The organism is Dactylosporangium sp. CS-033363, from assembly GCF_050942475.1.
GTDB lineage: Bacteria > Actinomycetota > Actinomycetes > Mycobacteriales > Micromonosporaceae > Dactylosporangium.
Map to the genome: position 1 here is coordinate 9,933,838 of NZ_CP192032.1, position 14,558 is coordinate 9,948,395.

Below are 14,558 nucleotides of genomic sequence, written 5' to 3' on the forward strand. Positions count from 1 at the left end.
GCTGCACCACGGGGTCCTGGTTGCCCTCCGGCTGCCGCTTAGGCATGCGGCACCCGCAGGCCCGGCACCGGCGTGAGCGGAAGCAGCTTTCGGCCGGTGGGGCCGATCTGGATCTCGGTGTCCTGGCTGGGGCACACGCCGCAGTCGAAGCACGGCGTCCAGCGGCAGTCGTCCTGCTCGTAGCCGGTCAGGGCGTCCTGCCAGTCCTGCCAGAGCCAGTCCTTGTCCAGCCCGGAGTCGAGGTGGTCCCAGGGCAGCACCTCGACCTGCTCGCGCTCCCGGGTGGTGTACCAGGCCAGGTCCACGCCGTAGGCCGGCAGCACCTCGGCCGCCGCCTCGACCCAGCGCTGGAACGAGAAGTGCTCCGACCAGCCGTCGAAGCGCCCGCCGTTCTCCCACACCCGGCGGATGACCGCCCCGACCCGCCGGTCGCCCCGGCTGAGCAGCCCCTCGACCTGCGAGGGCTCCCCGTCGTGGTACCGGTAGCCGATCGCCTTGCCCAGCGAGCGGTCCGAGTTGATGGCGTCCTTGAGCGCCTTGAGCCGCCGGTCGATGACCTCTGGCTCCTCCATCGGCGCCCACTGGAACGGCGTGTGCGGCTTGGGCACGAAGCCGCCGATCGAGACCGTGCAGCGGATGTCCCGCGAGCCGGTCGCCTGGCGCCCGCTGCGGATCACCTCGTGCGCGAGCTTGGCGATCTGCAGCACGTCGTCGTCGGTCTCGGTGGGCAGACCGCACATGAAGTACAGCTTCACCTGCCGCCACCCGTTCGTGTACGCGGTGACGACGGTGCGGATCAGGTCCTCCTCGGTGACCATCTTGTTGATCACCTGGCGGATGCGCTCGGAGCCGCCCTCGGGAGCGAAGGTGAGGCCCGTGCGCCGCCCGTTGCGGGAGAGCTCCTGGGCGAGCGTCACGTTGAACGCGTCCACGCGCGTGGAGGGCAGCGACAGCGACACGTTGGTGCCCTCGTACTGCTGGGCGAGGCCCGAGCACATGTCGCCGATCTCGGAGTGGTCGGCGGAGGAGAGCGAGAGCAGCCCGACCTCGTGGAAGCCGGAGAACTCCAGCCCCTCCTTGACCATCTGCCCCACGGTCGTGATGCTGCGCTCGCGCACGGGGCGGGTGATCATGCCGGCCTGGCAGAAGCGGCACCCGCGCGTGCAGCCGCGGAAGATCTCCACCGCATAGCGCTCGTGCACCGTCTCGGCCAGCGGGACCAGGGGCTTCTTCGGGTACGGCCACGCGTCGAGGTCCATCGTGGTGCGCTTGTGCACCCGGAAGGGCACGTCGGCGCGGTTGGGCACGACCCGCTGGATGCGCCCGTCGGGCAGGTAGTCCACGTCGTAGAAGCGCGGCACGTAGACCGACTCGGTGCGGGCCAGCCGCAGCAGCAGCTCGTCGCGGCCGCCCGGCTCGCCCTCGGCCTTCCACGCGCGGACGATGCCGGTGATCTCGAGGACCGCCTCCTCGCCGTCGCCGAGCACGGCGGCGTCGATGAAGTCGGCGATCGGCTCCGGGTTGAAGGCCGCGTGGCCGCCCGCGATCACGATCGGGTGCCGGCCGTCCCGCTCGCGCGCGTCGAGCGGGATGCCGGCCAGGTCGAGCATGGTGAGCAGGTTCGTGTAGCCCAGCTCGGTCGAGAACGACACGCCGAACAGGTCGAAGGCCGTGACCGGGCGGTGCGCGTCCACGGTGAACTGCGGCACGCCCTCGGAGCGCATGAGCTTCTCCAGGTCGGGCCAGACCGCGTAGGTGCGCTCGGCGAGCACGTCGGGCTGCTCGTTGAGCACCTCGTAGAGGATCTGCACGCCCTGGTTGGGCAGGCCGACCTCGTAGGCGTCCGGGTAGGACAGCACCCAGCGCACGGTGACCGCGTCCCAGTCCTTCACGACCGCGCCCAGCTCACCGCCGACGTACTGGATCGGCTTGCTGATCTGAGGCAGCAGTCGTTCGAGTTGGGGGAAGACGCTCGTCACACTCACGGAATACCAGAGTACCTACCCCGGGACCTGTTCTCCTCGCTGCCGCCGGTGCGGGGCCCGTCCGCGGGGCTGGCGGGGCGCCGGAGTGCCCGGGTGAGGGTCGGGAATGCGCAGCGTAACGGGGGTGCCGGCCTTCACCGAGACGTGCTCGTCGTGGTGGCGCAGGGCGATCTCGCCCTGATCCACGGTGTACGTGGCCTGCTTGTGGTCGATCGCCACCCGCAGGACGTCGCCGTGGATGGTCACCGCGAACTTGAGCTTGTCGATCCGGGACGGCAGCCGGGGCATGAACGTGAGCTCGCCGCCGTAGTCGCGCATGCCGCCGAAGCCCGCCACGATGGCCAGCCAGGTGCCGGCCAGCGAGGCCATGTGCAGCCCGTCGCCCGCGTTGCGCTGCAGGTCGTACAGGTCGACGAAGGCCGCCTCGCCCAGGTAGTCGTAGGCCAGCTCGGTGTGCCCGACCTCGGCCGCCATGACCGCCTGGGTGCACGCCGACAGCGAGGAGTCACGGACCGTGCGCTCGTCGTAGTAGTGGAAGTTGCGGGCCTTCTCCTCGGCCGTGAACGCGTCGCCGCGCCAGTGCATGGCCAGCACGAGGTCGGCCTGCTTGACCACCTGGCGGCGGTACAGGTCGAAGTACGGGTAGTGCAGCAGCAGCGGGTAGTGGTCCGGCGGCGTGTTGGCGAAGTCCCACTCCTGGTGCAGGGTGAAGTTCGCCGACTGCTGGTGCACGCCGAGCTCGCGGTCGTAGGGCAGGTGCACCCGCGCGGCCGCGTCCCGCCACGAGGACACCTCCTCGTCGTCGACCCCGAACTCGCGGGCCTTCTCCGGGTGCCGCTCCGCCGCGTCGGCCGCGTGGCGCAGGTTGTGCTGCGCCATCAGGTTCGTGTAGATGTTGTCGTCCGCGATCGCGGAGTACTCGTCCGGGCCGGTCACCCCGTCGATGTGGAACACGCCGTGGCGGTCGTGGTGGCCCAACGAGCGCCACAGCCGGGCGGTCTCGACGAGCAGCTCGAGCCCGGCCTCCTCCTCGAACTTGAGGTCGCCGGTCGCCTGCACGTAGCGCACGACCGCGGCCGCGATGTCGGCGTTGACGTGGAAGCCCGCGGTGCCGGCCGGCCAGTACGCCGAGCACTCCTGCCCGCGGATGGTGCGCCAGGGGAAGGTGGCGCCCTTGAGGCCCAGCTGGCGGGCGCGCTCCCGGGCCAGGTCCAGCGTGTCGTGCCGCCACCGCAGCCCGTCCCGCGCGACCTGCGGGTGGGTGTAGGTCAGCACCGGCAGCACGAAGCTCTCGGTGTCCCAGAAGACGTGGCCGTCGTACCCGCGGCCGGTGAGCCCCTTGGCCGCGATCGGGCGGGCCTCGGCGCGGGCGCCGGCCTGCATGAGGTGGAACAGCGCGAACCGGACGGCCTGCTGGATCTCGGCGTCGCCGTCGATCTCCACGTCGGCCTGGGCCCAGAACTGGTCCAGGTAGGTCCGCTGGGCCTTCACGAGGCCGTCCCAGCCGCCGAGCTTGGCCCCGGCCACGGCGCCGTGCACCTGGTCGCGGATGGCCTGGCGGGAGCGCTGGCTGGACCAGCCGTACGCGAGGTACTTCACGATCCGCAGCCGCTGGCCGGGCTGCAGCTCGCAGGCGAACGTGGTGCGCGCCCAGTCGTCGGTGGAGTCGGTGTGCGTGCGCACCGGCACGGGCGCCTCGACCTCGTGGTCCATCTCGGCCCCGAGGCGCAGGTGGCTCGCGTTGGTGCGGTGCAGCAGCTGGGCGTCGAGGTCGCGGGCGTAGTGCCCCTCCCCGACCAGCGCGTGGCCGAGGGCGGCGGCGACCCGCGGGTCCTTGCTCGGGGTGGGCACGTCCTCGTTGGCCACCAGCTCGGACTGCACGATGACCCGGGCCGGCTGGTCGACCGGCTCGACCTCGTAGAGGAAGGCGGCCACCGAGCGCTGCTCCAGCGAGACCAGCCGGACCGTGCGGACCTTGATCCGCTGGGCGGCCGGCGAGACCCACTCGACGTCCCGCAGCAGGGTGCCGGCCCGCAGGTCGAGCACCCGCTCGTGGGAGACCAGGTTGCCGTAGCGCACGTCGAACGGCTCGTCGTCGACCAGCAGCCGGAAGACCTTGCCGTTGGTCACGTTGAGGATCGTCTGGCCCTCCTCCGGGAAGCCGTACCCGGCCTCGGCGTAGGGCAGCGGACGCTCCTCGAAGAAGGAGTTCAGGTAGGTGCCGGGCAGGCCGAACGGCTCGCCCTCGTCCAGGTTGCCGCGCAGGCCGATGTGCCCGTTGGCCAGCGAGAACAGCGACTCGGTCTGGGCCAGCGTGTCGACGTCCATACTGGTTTCGCGCAGCGCCCAAGGCTCAACGGGGAAGACGCTCATGCCTGCTCCTCGAGAAGCTCTCCGATGTCCTGTACCACCTTGTCGGCGCCGGAGCGCGCCAGGTCGCCGGCGTGCTTGCCGCCGACCCGGTCGACCCCCACGACGTAGAAGCCCCCGGCGTGACCCGCGGTCACCCCGGCCAGCGCGTCCTCGAACACGACCGCGTTCGCCGGCTCCACGCCCAGCTCGCGCGCGGCCTCCAGGAACGTGTCCGGGGCCGGCTTGCCCTTCAGCCCGCGCTCGCGGATGGTCACCCCGTCGACCCGGGCCTCGAGGTACTTGTCCAGGCCGGTCGTGGTGATCACCTGCAGCGTGTTGGCGCTGGAGGAGACCACGGCACAGCGCAGCCCGGCCGCCCGCGCCTTCTGCAGGTACGTCACGGAGGTCGGGTACGGCTCCAGCTTGCCCTCGTCCAGCAGCTTCAGCACCTGGACGTTCTTGCGGTTGCCCAGCCCCCAGACCGTCTCGGCCCCGGGCGGATCGTCGGGAGTGCCCTCCGGCAGCGAGATGCCCCGGGAGGCCAGGAAGTCGCGGACGCCCGCCTCGCGGGGCTTGCCGTCGACGTAGTCGTTGTAGTCGTGGACCGGGTCGAACTCCCGCTGGCCCCTGGCCTTGAGGAATTCGTTGAACATCGCGGTCCAGGCCTTGTTGTGGATGACCGCCGTCGGGGTCAGCACACCATCGAGATCGAACAGGCACGCGGTGACGTGATCCGGTAGACCCAGCACTCGTTCGACGTTATCCCCGATCAGCGAACTCTGCGCGGCGTGCGCGGGATCGCTAGCCTTCCAGTTGTGACACATCCGCCGCCGGACGAGTCGCCGACCGAGCGGCAGCCGGCCTCACCCACGTGGGTCGGTTCCGCATCGGTACCGTCGGACGGCTCCCGCCGGCGCCGCCAGTGGGAGGACACCCTCGACCTCCCGGCCCAGCCCGAGACCCGGCAGATGCCCCGGACCAGGGAGTTGCCGGCCGCTCCCCCGCAGCCGCCGCCCCCTCCGCCGCCGCCCTCTCCGCCGCGGCGCAAGGAGAAGCCGCCCCGGATTCAGTACGTCCCGGTCGTGCCGCCGGGCTACGGTCCCCTCCCGCCGGGCTACCGGCCGGGCCCGTTCCCGCCTCCCCCGCAGTACCGGCGGCGGCGCCGCAAGTGGCCCTGGGTGATGCTGTTCCTGCTGGTACTGTGCGCCGGCTGCTGCGGCGGCTCCTACGCCTGGGCGCGGCCGTGGTGGGTGCAGTACCCGGCCTCGGTGCACGTCGACGCGGGCGTGGCCGGCCTGACCAGGCTCACGGACGCGAGCAGCAAGAAGTCCGCGGAGCAGCTGCAGACCGCGCTGACCTCGGACCACCTCGACGAGTCCGGCTTCACCGTGGCGTACCAGGACAACGCCGACGGCAAGGCCAAGATCCTGGTGTTCGGCGCGACCCGCTTCATCACCCACCCGGCCCGGGACCTCGACGCCAGCCTGGGCAAGCTCGGCACCAAGATCCCGGTGCAGAACGTCCGGGAGGTCGAGCCGGGGATGCTCGGCGGCGAGCAGCGCTGCGCCGCCTCCCGCCTGGACGGCCGCTCCGCCACCGTCTGCGGCTGGGCCGACCACGGCGTGATCGCGATCGCGGTCTTCGCCGGCAAGACCGTCGACGAGGCCTCCCGCTCGATGCAGGCCATCCGCGCGGCGATCGTGAACCGCGACTGACGCGAAGACGACTCCGGGGAGATCAGGTGCTGGGAACACCCGATCTCCCCGGAGCCGTGTTGGTGGAGGAAGGACCTAGGGCAGTGTCGCCAGGTGCGGCTTCACCGTCTTCGCGAAACCGTTGCCGTTCTTCACGTCCCAGTTGATCGACCAGGTCATCGCCCCGCGGATGCCGGGATACGTGTGCGGCGGCTTGAAACTTCCGCAGTTGGTACCGACGGCAAGGCAGTCCAGCGCCTGGTTCACCAGCGCCGGGGCGACGACGCCGCCGCCGGCCGCGCCCGGTCCGGCGGGCAGGCCCAGGGCCACCTGGTCGGGGCGCAGGCCGCCCTCCAGCTGGATGCAGGCCAGGGCGGTCATGAAGTTGACCGTGCCCTGCGAGTACGCCTGCATCTGGTCGCAGCCGAGCATGCTGCCGGAGTTGTAGTACTGGGTGTAGACGACCGTGAGGATGTCCTTGATCGACAGCGCCAGGGCGAAGTAGCTGCTGCCCGTGGACTGCATGTCGATCGTCTGCGGGGCCATCGTGATGATGAGGCCCGCGCCGGCCTTGGCCCGCAGCGAGCGCAGCGCCTGCGCCATGTACGTCGGGTTCAGGCCGTTCTCGAGGTCGATGTCGATGCCGTCGAAGCCGTACTGCTGCATCAGCGCGTAGGCCGTGTTGGCGAAGTTGGTCGCGGAGGTCGAGTCGCCCACGCTGACCCGCCCGGTCTCGCCGCCGACGGAGAGGATGACCTTCTTGCCCCGCGAGTGCAGGGTCGCGATGTCGGCCTTCTGGTCGGCGTCGGAGTAGCCGCCGAGCGCGCCGGACAGCCCGGAGTCGGCCGCGTACGTCAGCGAGCCCGGCGCGGAACCGGCCTCCGCGAACGCCACGTCGATCAGGTCGTACTCGCTCGGCACGTCGCGCAGCCGCAGGGGCGTGGCCGGGTTGACGAAGTTCTGCCAGTACCCGGTGAGGAAGTGCTTGGGCAGCGAGCCGGTGGGGTTCGACGGAGAAGTCGACGGGGAGGCCGACGGCGACTTCGAGGCCGAGGGCGACGCCGACGGGGACTTGGACGGCGAGGCCGAGGCCGACGGCGACTTCGACGGCGTGGTGGGTTCGAGGGTGGTCGGGAGGCCGCCCGGGCCGTTGATCGAGAAGTCGTCGGCGGTGTACGCGGGCTGGCCGTACCAGCCGTGCACGAACACGGTCGCCTTGGTCTGCCCGGCGGCGGTGGTGAACGGCACGGACAGCTGCTGGTAGCCGCTGGTGCCGGGGGTCCAGGTGCTGGCGTCGACGCCGCCGGTCACGCCGATGAAGACGTAGGAGCCGTTGACCCACCCCGTGAGGGTGTACTTCGTGTTCGGCTGGACCGTCACGACCTGCGAGCACTGGGCGGTGGTGCTGCCGGGCGTACCGGCGAGCTTGTAGGTGCCGGAGTGGGCGGAGCCGGCCGTCACGGACGCGGACTCGCAGGTCCAGGCGGACGCGCTGCCGGTCTCGAATCCGGGGTTGGTGATCAGCTCGGCGGCGGAAGCGGGCAGTGCGATCAGGACCCCGGCCAGGGTCATGACCGCCGCGCCGGCCCCCGCGAGCAGGGTGACATGGCGTCTACGCATGGGCGCTCTCCAGAGGGGGTGAACGTCGATGGGCGTCGACGTGTCACTCCACGTTCCATGGCCCGGAATTTAATGTCAAGGTTTCTTTACTATTTGATAAGGCTCCCCGAAAAACCCGGTTACGCGGCGCGCTATCCTCGGGGTACAGGCATCGACCCGGCCATCACCGGCGAGCCTCCGGAAGAACAGTCACCCTGGTGGCCTACTAGACCCGGACGGGTACCGGCCCGTGACAGCCGGCCAACGAGCGGCCGCCGAACGCAAGATCCGGTGGCAAGCGGGGTGGTACCGCGGACCCTAGGGTTCGTCCCCGCGTGGATTCGACACTTCGACCACGCGAGAGAGAGCGACCACCGATGGCCTACCCGATGCACCGCACGGGCACCGGCGTCCCCGCGAGCCCGAACCTCCCCGAAGTCGAGCGCGAGGTCCTGGACTACTGGTCCGGCGACGCGACGTTCGAGGCCTCGGTGGACCAGCGCGACGCCGGCGCCGACGGCTCGAACGAGTTCGTGTTCTACGACGGGCCCCCGTTCGCCAACGGCCTGCCCCACTACGGGCACCTGCTGACGGGCTACGCGAAGGACGTCGTCCCGCGGTACAAGACGATGAAGGGCTTCCGGGTCGAGCGCCGCTTCGGCTGGGACTGCCACGGCATGCCCGCCGAGGTCGAGGCCGAGAAGCAGCTGGGCATCACCACCAAGGCCGAGATCCTCCAGCTCGGCGTGGACAAGTTCAACGCGGCCACCAAGGAGTCGGTGCTGCGCTACACCAGCGAGTGGGAGCGCTACGTCACCCGCCAGGCCCGCTGGGTCGACTTCGCCAACGACTACAAGACCCTGGACCTGCCCTACATGGAGAGCGTCATGTGGGCCTTCAAGACCCTGCACGACAAGGGTCTGGTGTACGAGGGGTTCCGCGTCCTCGCCTACTGCTGGCGCTGCGAGACGCCGCTGTCCAACACCGAGCTGCGGATGGACGAGGACGTCTACCGCGACCGGCAGGACCCGGCGCTGACGGTCGCGTTCCGGCTGGAGACCGGCGAGCGGATCCTGGTCTGGACCACCACGCCGTGGACCCTGCCGTCCAACCTGGCCATCGCGGTCGGCCCGGACATCGACTACGCGCTGTTCGAGGAGGACGGCGATCGGTTCATCCTGGCCGAGTCCCGCGTCGGCGCCTACGAGAAGGAGCTGGCCGGGGCCACCCGGGTCGGCTCGCTGCGCGGGTCCGAGCTGGTCGGCCGGCGGTACACCCCCCTCTTCGGCTTTCTGGCGGACACCCCGAACGCCTTCCAGGTGATCGGGGCCGACTTCGTCACCACCGAGGACGGCACCGGCGTGGTGCACATGGCGCCCGCGTTCGGCGAGGACGACCAGAACGCGTGCGCCTCGGTGGGCATCCCGACCGTGGTCACCGTCGACGAGCACACCCGGTTCACCTCGCTGGTCCCCGACTACCAGGGGCTGCAGGTCTTCGAGGCGAACAAGCCGGTGATCCGCGACCTCAAGGCGGCCGGCGCCGTCGTGCGCCACGACAGCTACACCCACTCGTACCCGCACTGCTGGCGCTGTGACACGCCCCTGGTGTACAAGGCCGTCTCCTCGTGGTTCGTGCAGGTGACCGCCTTCCGCGACCGGATGGTGGAGCTCGGCCAGCAGATCACCTGGACTCCCGAGCACATCAAGGAGGGCTCGTTCGGCAAGTGGCTCGCCAACGCGCGCGACTGGTCGATCAGCCGGAACCGGTTCTGGGGCTCGCCGATCCCGGTGTGGAAGTCGGACGATCCGCAGTACCCCCGCGTGGATGTCTATGGCTCCTTGGACGAGCTCGAGCGGGACTTCGGCGTCCGCCCGGCGGACCTGCACCGCCCCGAGATCGACAACCTGACCCGGCCGAACCCGGACGACCCGACCGGGCAGTCGGTCATGCGCCGCGTGCCCGAGGTGCTGGACTGCTGGTTCGAGTCCGGCTCGATGCCGTTCGCGCAGGTGCACTACCCGTTCGAGAACGCGGACTGGTTCGAGCACCACTACCCGGGCGACTTCATCGTGGAGTACATCGGCCAGACCCGCGGCTGGTTCTACACCATGCACGTGCTGGCCACGGCGCTGTTCGACCGGCCCGCGTTCAACAACTGCGTGTCCCACGGCATCCTGCTCGGCGAGGACGGCCGCAAGATGTCCAAGAGCCTGCGCAACTACCCGGACGTCTACCGGGTGTTCGACGAGTACGGCTCCGACGCCATGCGCTGGTTCCTGGTCTCCTCGCCGGTCCTGCGCGGCGGGGACATGCCGGTCACCGAGGTCGGCATCCGCGACTCGGTCCGGCACGTGCTGCTGCCGCTGTGGAACGTGTACTACTTCTTCTCCCTCTACGCCAACGCCGAGGGGTACACCGCGCGGCGCCGCACCGACAGCGCCGACCTGCTGGACCGCTACGTGCTGGCCAAGACCGGCGAGCTGGTGGCCACGGTCGGGCGGCAGCTGGACGCGTACGACATCTCGGGCGCGTGCGGCACCGTGCGGGCCTACCTCGACGCGCTGACCAACTGGTACGTGCGCCGGTCCCGGGACCGCTTCTGGTCCGGCGACCACGACGCGTTCGACACGCTGTTCACCGTGCTCACGACGCTCGCGCAGGTGGTCGCCCCGCTCGCGCCCCTCACGGCGGAGGAGATCTTCCGCGGGCTGACGGGGGATCGTTCGGTACACCTGACGGACTGGCCCGGCGCGGCGGACTTCCCGGCCGACCACAAGCTCGTGGCCGACATGGACGCCGTGCGCGAGGTCTGCTCGGCCGCGCTGTCGCTGCGCAAGGCCCGGGGACTGCGGGTGCGGCTGCCGCTGTCGCTGCTCACGGTGGCCACGCCGGACGCGGAGGCGCTGCGCCCGTTCGCCGCGCTGGTCGCCGACGAGGTCAACGTGAAGCGGGTGGAGTTCACCGGCGACGTGGCGGCGCACTGCACGCCGGTGCTGACCCTGGTGCCGCGGGTGCTCGGCCCGCGCCTCGGCGGTCAGGTCCAGCAGGTGATCAAGGCGGTCAAGGGCGGCGACTGGAGCCAGGCCGGGGGCGTCGTGACGGCCGGCGGGGTGCAGTTGCAGGACGGCGAGTACGACCTCAAGCTCGTGGCCGCGGACCCGACGCAGTCGGCGCCGCTGCCTGGCGGCGAGGGCGTGGTCGTGCTCGACAGCACGGTGACGCCGGAGCTGGCGGCCGAGGGCGTGGCGCGGGACCTGGTGCGGGTCATCCAGCAGGCCCGCCGCGACGCCGACCTGGACGTGTCGGACCGGATCGTGGTCGTCGTCGACGGCCCGGACGCGGTCGCGGACGCCCTCGCGGTGCACGGCGAGTTCGTGGCCGGCGAGACGCTGGCCAACTCGGTCGAGCTGGGCACCCTGGTCGACGGCTTCGCCGGCGAGGTCGGCGAGGGCCTCGGGGTCAAGGTGACGGTCACGCCCGTCGGTCGTGCTCGCCCGGAGGCATGACCACGACCATCGTGAGCACCGCCTCCACCGCGCCGCTGTTGCGGTACCGGTGGGGGCGGTCGGCCGGGAAGTCGATGGTCTCCCGGGTGGCGACCGGATAGTCCGTCTCGCCGACCTGCACGGTGATCGAGCCGGCGTCGACGTGGATGATCTCCCGGGTGCGGGGCGCGTGATCGCCGGAGTCGTGCTCCTCCCCCGGCGCCATCCGCCACTCCCACACCTCGACGAACGCGGGGTCGTTGACGCCGCGCAGCAGCCGCCCGGTGCCGCCGCCCGGCCCGCGCCACAGCACCGGCGGCTCGTCGGCCCCGACGACCCGCACCACCACCTCGGGCTCGGCCTCCAGCAGCAGCCCGACGTTCACCCCGAACGACTCGGCGATCCGGCAGAGGGTGCCGATGCTCGGGTTGGTGCGGGCGCCCTCGATCTGCACGAGCATGCCCTTGCTCACACCCGAGCGGCTGGCCAGCTCGTCCAGCGACCAGCGCCGGCCCTGGCGAAGGCCCTTCACCTGCCGCGCGATGGCCACCTGGGCGTCCCGCTCCCGGTCGGTCAAAATATTTTCCTTCACGGTCATTATTGTGGTACGACTGAGGTATGTTCGCCATCGCCGATGAGGTGCTCGACCTGTGTCGTTCCGTGGGCCACGAGGCTACCGTGCTCGCGGTCCTCGCCGACGGGCTCCGCAACGGCCCCGGCGACCCCGCCCTGCTGCACGACGCGATCGCGGCGGCGGGCGATCTCGGCGCGCCGCATCCACACCTCGAGGCCTGGCGCGACGTGTACCGCGCATTCGGCGCCAAGCCCCAGCGCACGCCCAACTCCGCCGAGGCCCTCCGCAAGCGCGCGGCCAAGGGCGACGTGCCCTCGGTCAACCGGATCGTCGACGCCTACAACGCCGTGAGCATCCGCTTCGCCGTGCCGATCGGCGGCGAGGACCGGTTGCGGCTCGCCGGCACCGAGCGCCTGGTCCGCGCCGCCGGCGACGAGCCGTTCGACACCACGAAGGAGGGCGTCGCGGTCACCGAGTCGCCGGAGCCCGGCGAGGTCGTCTGGCGCGACGACGTGGCCGTGACCTGCCGCCGCTGGAACTGGCGCCAGGGCCGGCGCACCGCGCTCACCGACGCCACCACCTCGGCCGTGTTCCTGCTGGAGGGGCTCGACGTCGACCTGGAGCCGGCCGCTGCCGCGCTGATCGCGCTGCTCGACGCCGACGCCGCCACCGTCGAGCGGCTCGCATGATCGGCATCGTGCTGGCCGCGCTGTCCGGCCTGATCTGGGGCGTCGGCGACTTCTCCGGCGGCAAGGCCAGCCAGCGCGCCGACTCCCTGCTGGTCGTGGTCGTCTCCAAGGCGGCCAGCGCCCCGCTGCTCGCGGTCTACCTGCTCCTGGTGCCGGGCGCCCTCACGGTGCGGTCGATCGGCTGGGGCGCGGCCGGCGGCGCGCTCGGCGCGTTCGGCATGATCGTCTTCTACCGCGCGCTGGCTTCCGGGGCGATGGCAATCGTCGCCCCGATCAGCGCGGTGACCACGGCGCTGGTCCCGGTCACGTTCGGACTGGCCTCCGGCGAGCGCCCGGGCGCGGTGGCGCTGACCGGGGCGGCGTGCGCGATCGCGGCGATCGGCCTGGTGAGCGCGGCCGGCGGCACGGGCGGCCCGGTCACCGCCAGGCTCGTCGGGCTGGCGCTGCTGTCCGGCGTCGCGTTCGGCCTGTTCTTCACCGTGCTCGCGCACGCCGGCGACGGGGCCGGCCTGTGGCCCATCGCGAGCGCCCAGGTCGCGGCGATCGCGATCGGCGCACCGCTCGCCTGGGCACGGCTGCGGAAGGGAGCCGCCCGGCCGACCGGCTCCGCGCGCCTCTGGATGGTCGGGGCGGGCCTGCTGGACATGAGCGCCAACGCGCTCTACCTGCTCGCGGTGGCCCGCGGCGATCTGAGCATCATCGCGCCCGTCTCGTCGCTCTATCCGGTCTCGACGGTCCTGCTGGCGATGCTCGTCGACCGCGAGCGCCTGCGCCCTGTACAACTCGCCGGCCTCGGCCTGGCCGCCACCGCACTCGTCCTCGTGGCGTCCTGACGCCCGGCGCGTGGCGTTGCCCACCTTGTGGGCCGCCCCGCAGACCCGGGCCGACGCTGCCGTTAGAGTGTGCGGCAGCGTTGAGTTGAGCCTGGTGGAGGGCATTTGTCCGCGCTCTATGCGGTCGGCAAGATGACGATCGCCCCGACCGTCCGGCTCCTCTGGCGCCCGAAAATCATCGGCGTGGACAACGTGCCGAAGACCGGCCCCGTCATCCTCGCCAGCAACCACCAGTCGGTCCTCGACTCGGTGATGATGGGCGCCATCGCCCCGCGCAACGTCTACTTCCTCGCCAAGGACCAGTACTTCCGCGGCCCCGGCCTCAAGGGCGCGGCGCTGCGCAACATCATGTACGGCCTGAACCAGATCCCGGTCGACCGCTCCGGCGGCCGCGCCAGCCTCCTGGCCCTGGACGCCGCACTGCCGGTGCTGCGAGCCGGCCACGTCCTCGGCATCTTCCCGGAGGGCACCCGCTCGACGGACGGCCGCCTGTACCGCGGCCGCCCCGGCGTGGCCAAGCTCGCCCTGGACGCCCCGGCCCCGATCATCCCGGTCGGCCTGATGGGCTTCGACCAGGTCCTGCCGGTCGGCGCCTCGCTGCCCAAACTCGGCCCGAAGGTCGAGGTCCGCATCGGCGAGCCGCTGGACCTGAGCCAGTGGCAGGGCGGCGGCGAGGTCGACAGCCGCGCCCTGCGCGAGGTCACCCTGAAGCTGATGAACGCGATCCAGCAGCTGACCGGCCAGGAGTACGTGGGCCGCTACGCCCCGAAACGCCCCGACCAGATCGCCGAGACCACCCCGGACGAGTAACCCGGCCTTTCGGGTGGTTTCAGAGGGCGAACTCGGGGAACCAGAGCGCGATCTCGCGCTTCGCGCTGTCCGGGGAGTCCGAGGCGTGCACGAGGTTCTCACGGTTGGACAGGGACAGGTCGCCGCGGATGCTGCCCGGGGCGGCCTTGCGGCCGTCGGTCGCGCCGATCAGGTTGCGGACCACGGTGATGGCCTCGTCGCCGGCGACGATCAGCGCCACCAGGTTGCCGCTGGTCATGAAGTCGCGCAGCGGCGGGTAGAACGGACGGTCCACGTGCTCGGCGTAGTGCTGGTCGGCCAGGGCCACGTCCATCGTGCGCAGCGTCATCGCGTCGATGGTCAGACCCTTGCGCTCCAGGCGCCCGAGAACCTCGCCCACCAGGCCGCGGCGGACGGCGTCGGGCTTGATGAGTACGAGCGTGCGCTCAGACACGAGAATCCTCCATCTTTCACCGGTACTGCCCGAAGCCTACCGAGCGTCACCGCCACGGGGCGCTCAGGGTGCCGGAGACTTCCGTTTCGGTAATGATCAGG

General features: G+C 71.2%; 11 protein-coding genes. 5 read left to right on the forward strand and 6 right to left on the reverse strand.

All coding sequences use genetic code 11. The annotated features are described in order from the left end of the window. Positions 1-38: 38 nt before the first annotated feature. Genes ACQPZ4_RS45790 through ACQPZ4_RS45800 form a run of 3 tightly spaced genes read right to left on the reverse strand, consistent with a single transcriptional unit; the run spans position 39 to position 5,086 of the window. On the reverse strand, positions 39-1,985 hold the full coding sequence (locus ACQPZ4_RS45790) for a TIGR03960 family B12-binding radical SAM protein (protein WP_433051342.1): 1,947 nt from the start codon (positions 1,983-1,985) through the stop codon (positions 39-41). 15 nt (positions 1,986-2,000) lie between these two features. Next, positions 2,001-4,358: a glycoside hydrolase family 65 protein gene (locus ACQPZ4_RS45795; RefSeq protein ID WP_433051345.1), complete on the reverse strand. Its 2,358-nt coding sequence runs from the start codon at positions 4,356-4,358 to the stop codon at positions 2,001-2,003. Further along, the gene (locus tag ACQPZ4_RS45800) at positions 4,355-5,086 is read right to left on the reverse strand and encodes a beta-phosphoglucomutase family hydrolase (RefSeq protein ID WP_433051348.1); all 732 of its coding nucleotides are present in this window, start codon (positions 5,084-5,086) and stop codon (positions 4,355-4,357) included. Before ACQPZ4_RS45800 ends, ACQPZ4_RS45795 begins: the two co-directional genes overlap by 4 nt. Positions 5,087-5,152: 66 nt before the next feature. On the opposite strand from ACQPZ4_RS45800, the gene ACQPZ4_RS45805 reads away from it, so the two are divergent. Further along, positions 5,153-6,052, forward strand: a complete 900-nt coding sequence (locus tag ACQPZ4_RS45805) for a hypothetical protein (protein ID WP_433051351.1) — start codon at positions 5,153-5,155, stop codon at positions 6,050-6,052. Positions 6,053-6,127: 75 nt separating this feature from the next. On the opposite strand, the gene ACQPZ4_RS45810 is transcribed toward ACQPZ4_RS45805, so the two are convergent. After that, positions 6,128-7,651 carry a chitinase gene (locus ACQPZ4_RS45810; protein ID WP_433051354.1) on the reverse strand — a complete coding sequence of 508 codons (1,524 nt, stop codon included), beginning with the start codon at positions 7,649-7,651 and terminating at the stop codon, positions 6,128-6,130. Positions 7,652-8,007: 356 nt separating this feature from the next. On the opposite strand from ACQPZ4_RS45810, the gene ileS reads away from it, so the two are divergent. Beyond that, positions 8,008-11,139, forward strand: a complete 3,132-nt coding sequence (gene ileS, locus ACQPZ4_RS45815; protein WP_433051357.1) for an isoleucine--tRNA ligase — start codon at positions 8,008-8,010, stop codon at positions 11,137-11,139. On the opposite strand, the gene ACQPZ4_RS45820 is transcribed toward ileS, so the two are convergent. Further along, complete coding sequence (locus ACQPZ4_RS45820; protein WP_433051360.1) at positions 11,105-11,710, reverse strand: helix-turn-helix domain-containing protein; 606 nt, start codon at positions 11,708-11,710, stop codon at positions 11,105-11,107. The genes ileS and ACQPZ4_RS45820 overlap by 35 nt on opposite strands. Before the next feature lie 26 nt (positions 11,711-11,736). Here ACQPZ4_RS45820 and ACQPZ4_RS45825 point away from each other — a divergent pair, with 26 nt between their 5' ends. The 3 genes from ACQPZ4_RS45825 (at position 11,737) to ACQPZ4_RS45835 (ending at position 14,024) form a co-directional block, all read left to right on the forward strand. Then, complete coding sequence (locus ACQPZ4_RS45825) at positions 11,737-12,381, forward strand: B3/B4 domain-containing protein (RefSeq protein ID WP_433051363.1); 645 nt, start codon at positions 11,737-11,739, stop codon at positions 12,379-12,381. Continuing rightward, positions 12,378-13,214, forward strand: a complete 837-nt coding sequence (locus ACQPZ4_RS45830; RefSeq protein WP_433051366.1) for an EamA family transporter — start codon at positions 12,378-12,380, stop codon at positions 13,212-13,214. The genes ACQPZ4_RS45825 and ACQPZ4_RS45830 overlap by 4 nt, the downstream gene beginning before the upstream one ends. Positions 13,215-13,319: 105 nt before the next feature. Beyond that, complete coding sequence (locus tag ACQPZ4_RS45835; RefSeq protein ID WP_433051369.1) at positions 13,320-14,024, forward strand: lysophospholipid acyltransferase family protein; 705 nt, start codon at positions 13,320-13,322, stop codon at positions 14,022-14,024. Between the two features lie 19 nt (positions 14,025-14,043). Here the strand turns inward: ACQPZ4_RS45835 and ndk are convergent, their stop codons facing one another. After that, on the reverse strand, positions 14,044-14,457 hold the full coding sequence (ndk, locus tag ACQPZ4_RS45840; RefSeq protein WP_433051371.1) for a nucleoside-diphosphate kinase: 414 nt from the start codon (positions 14,455-14,457) through the stop codon (positions 14,044-14,046). Positions 14,458-14,558 lie beyond the last annotated feature (101 nt).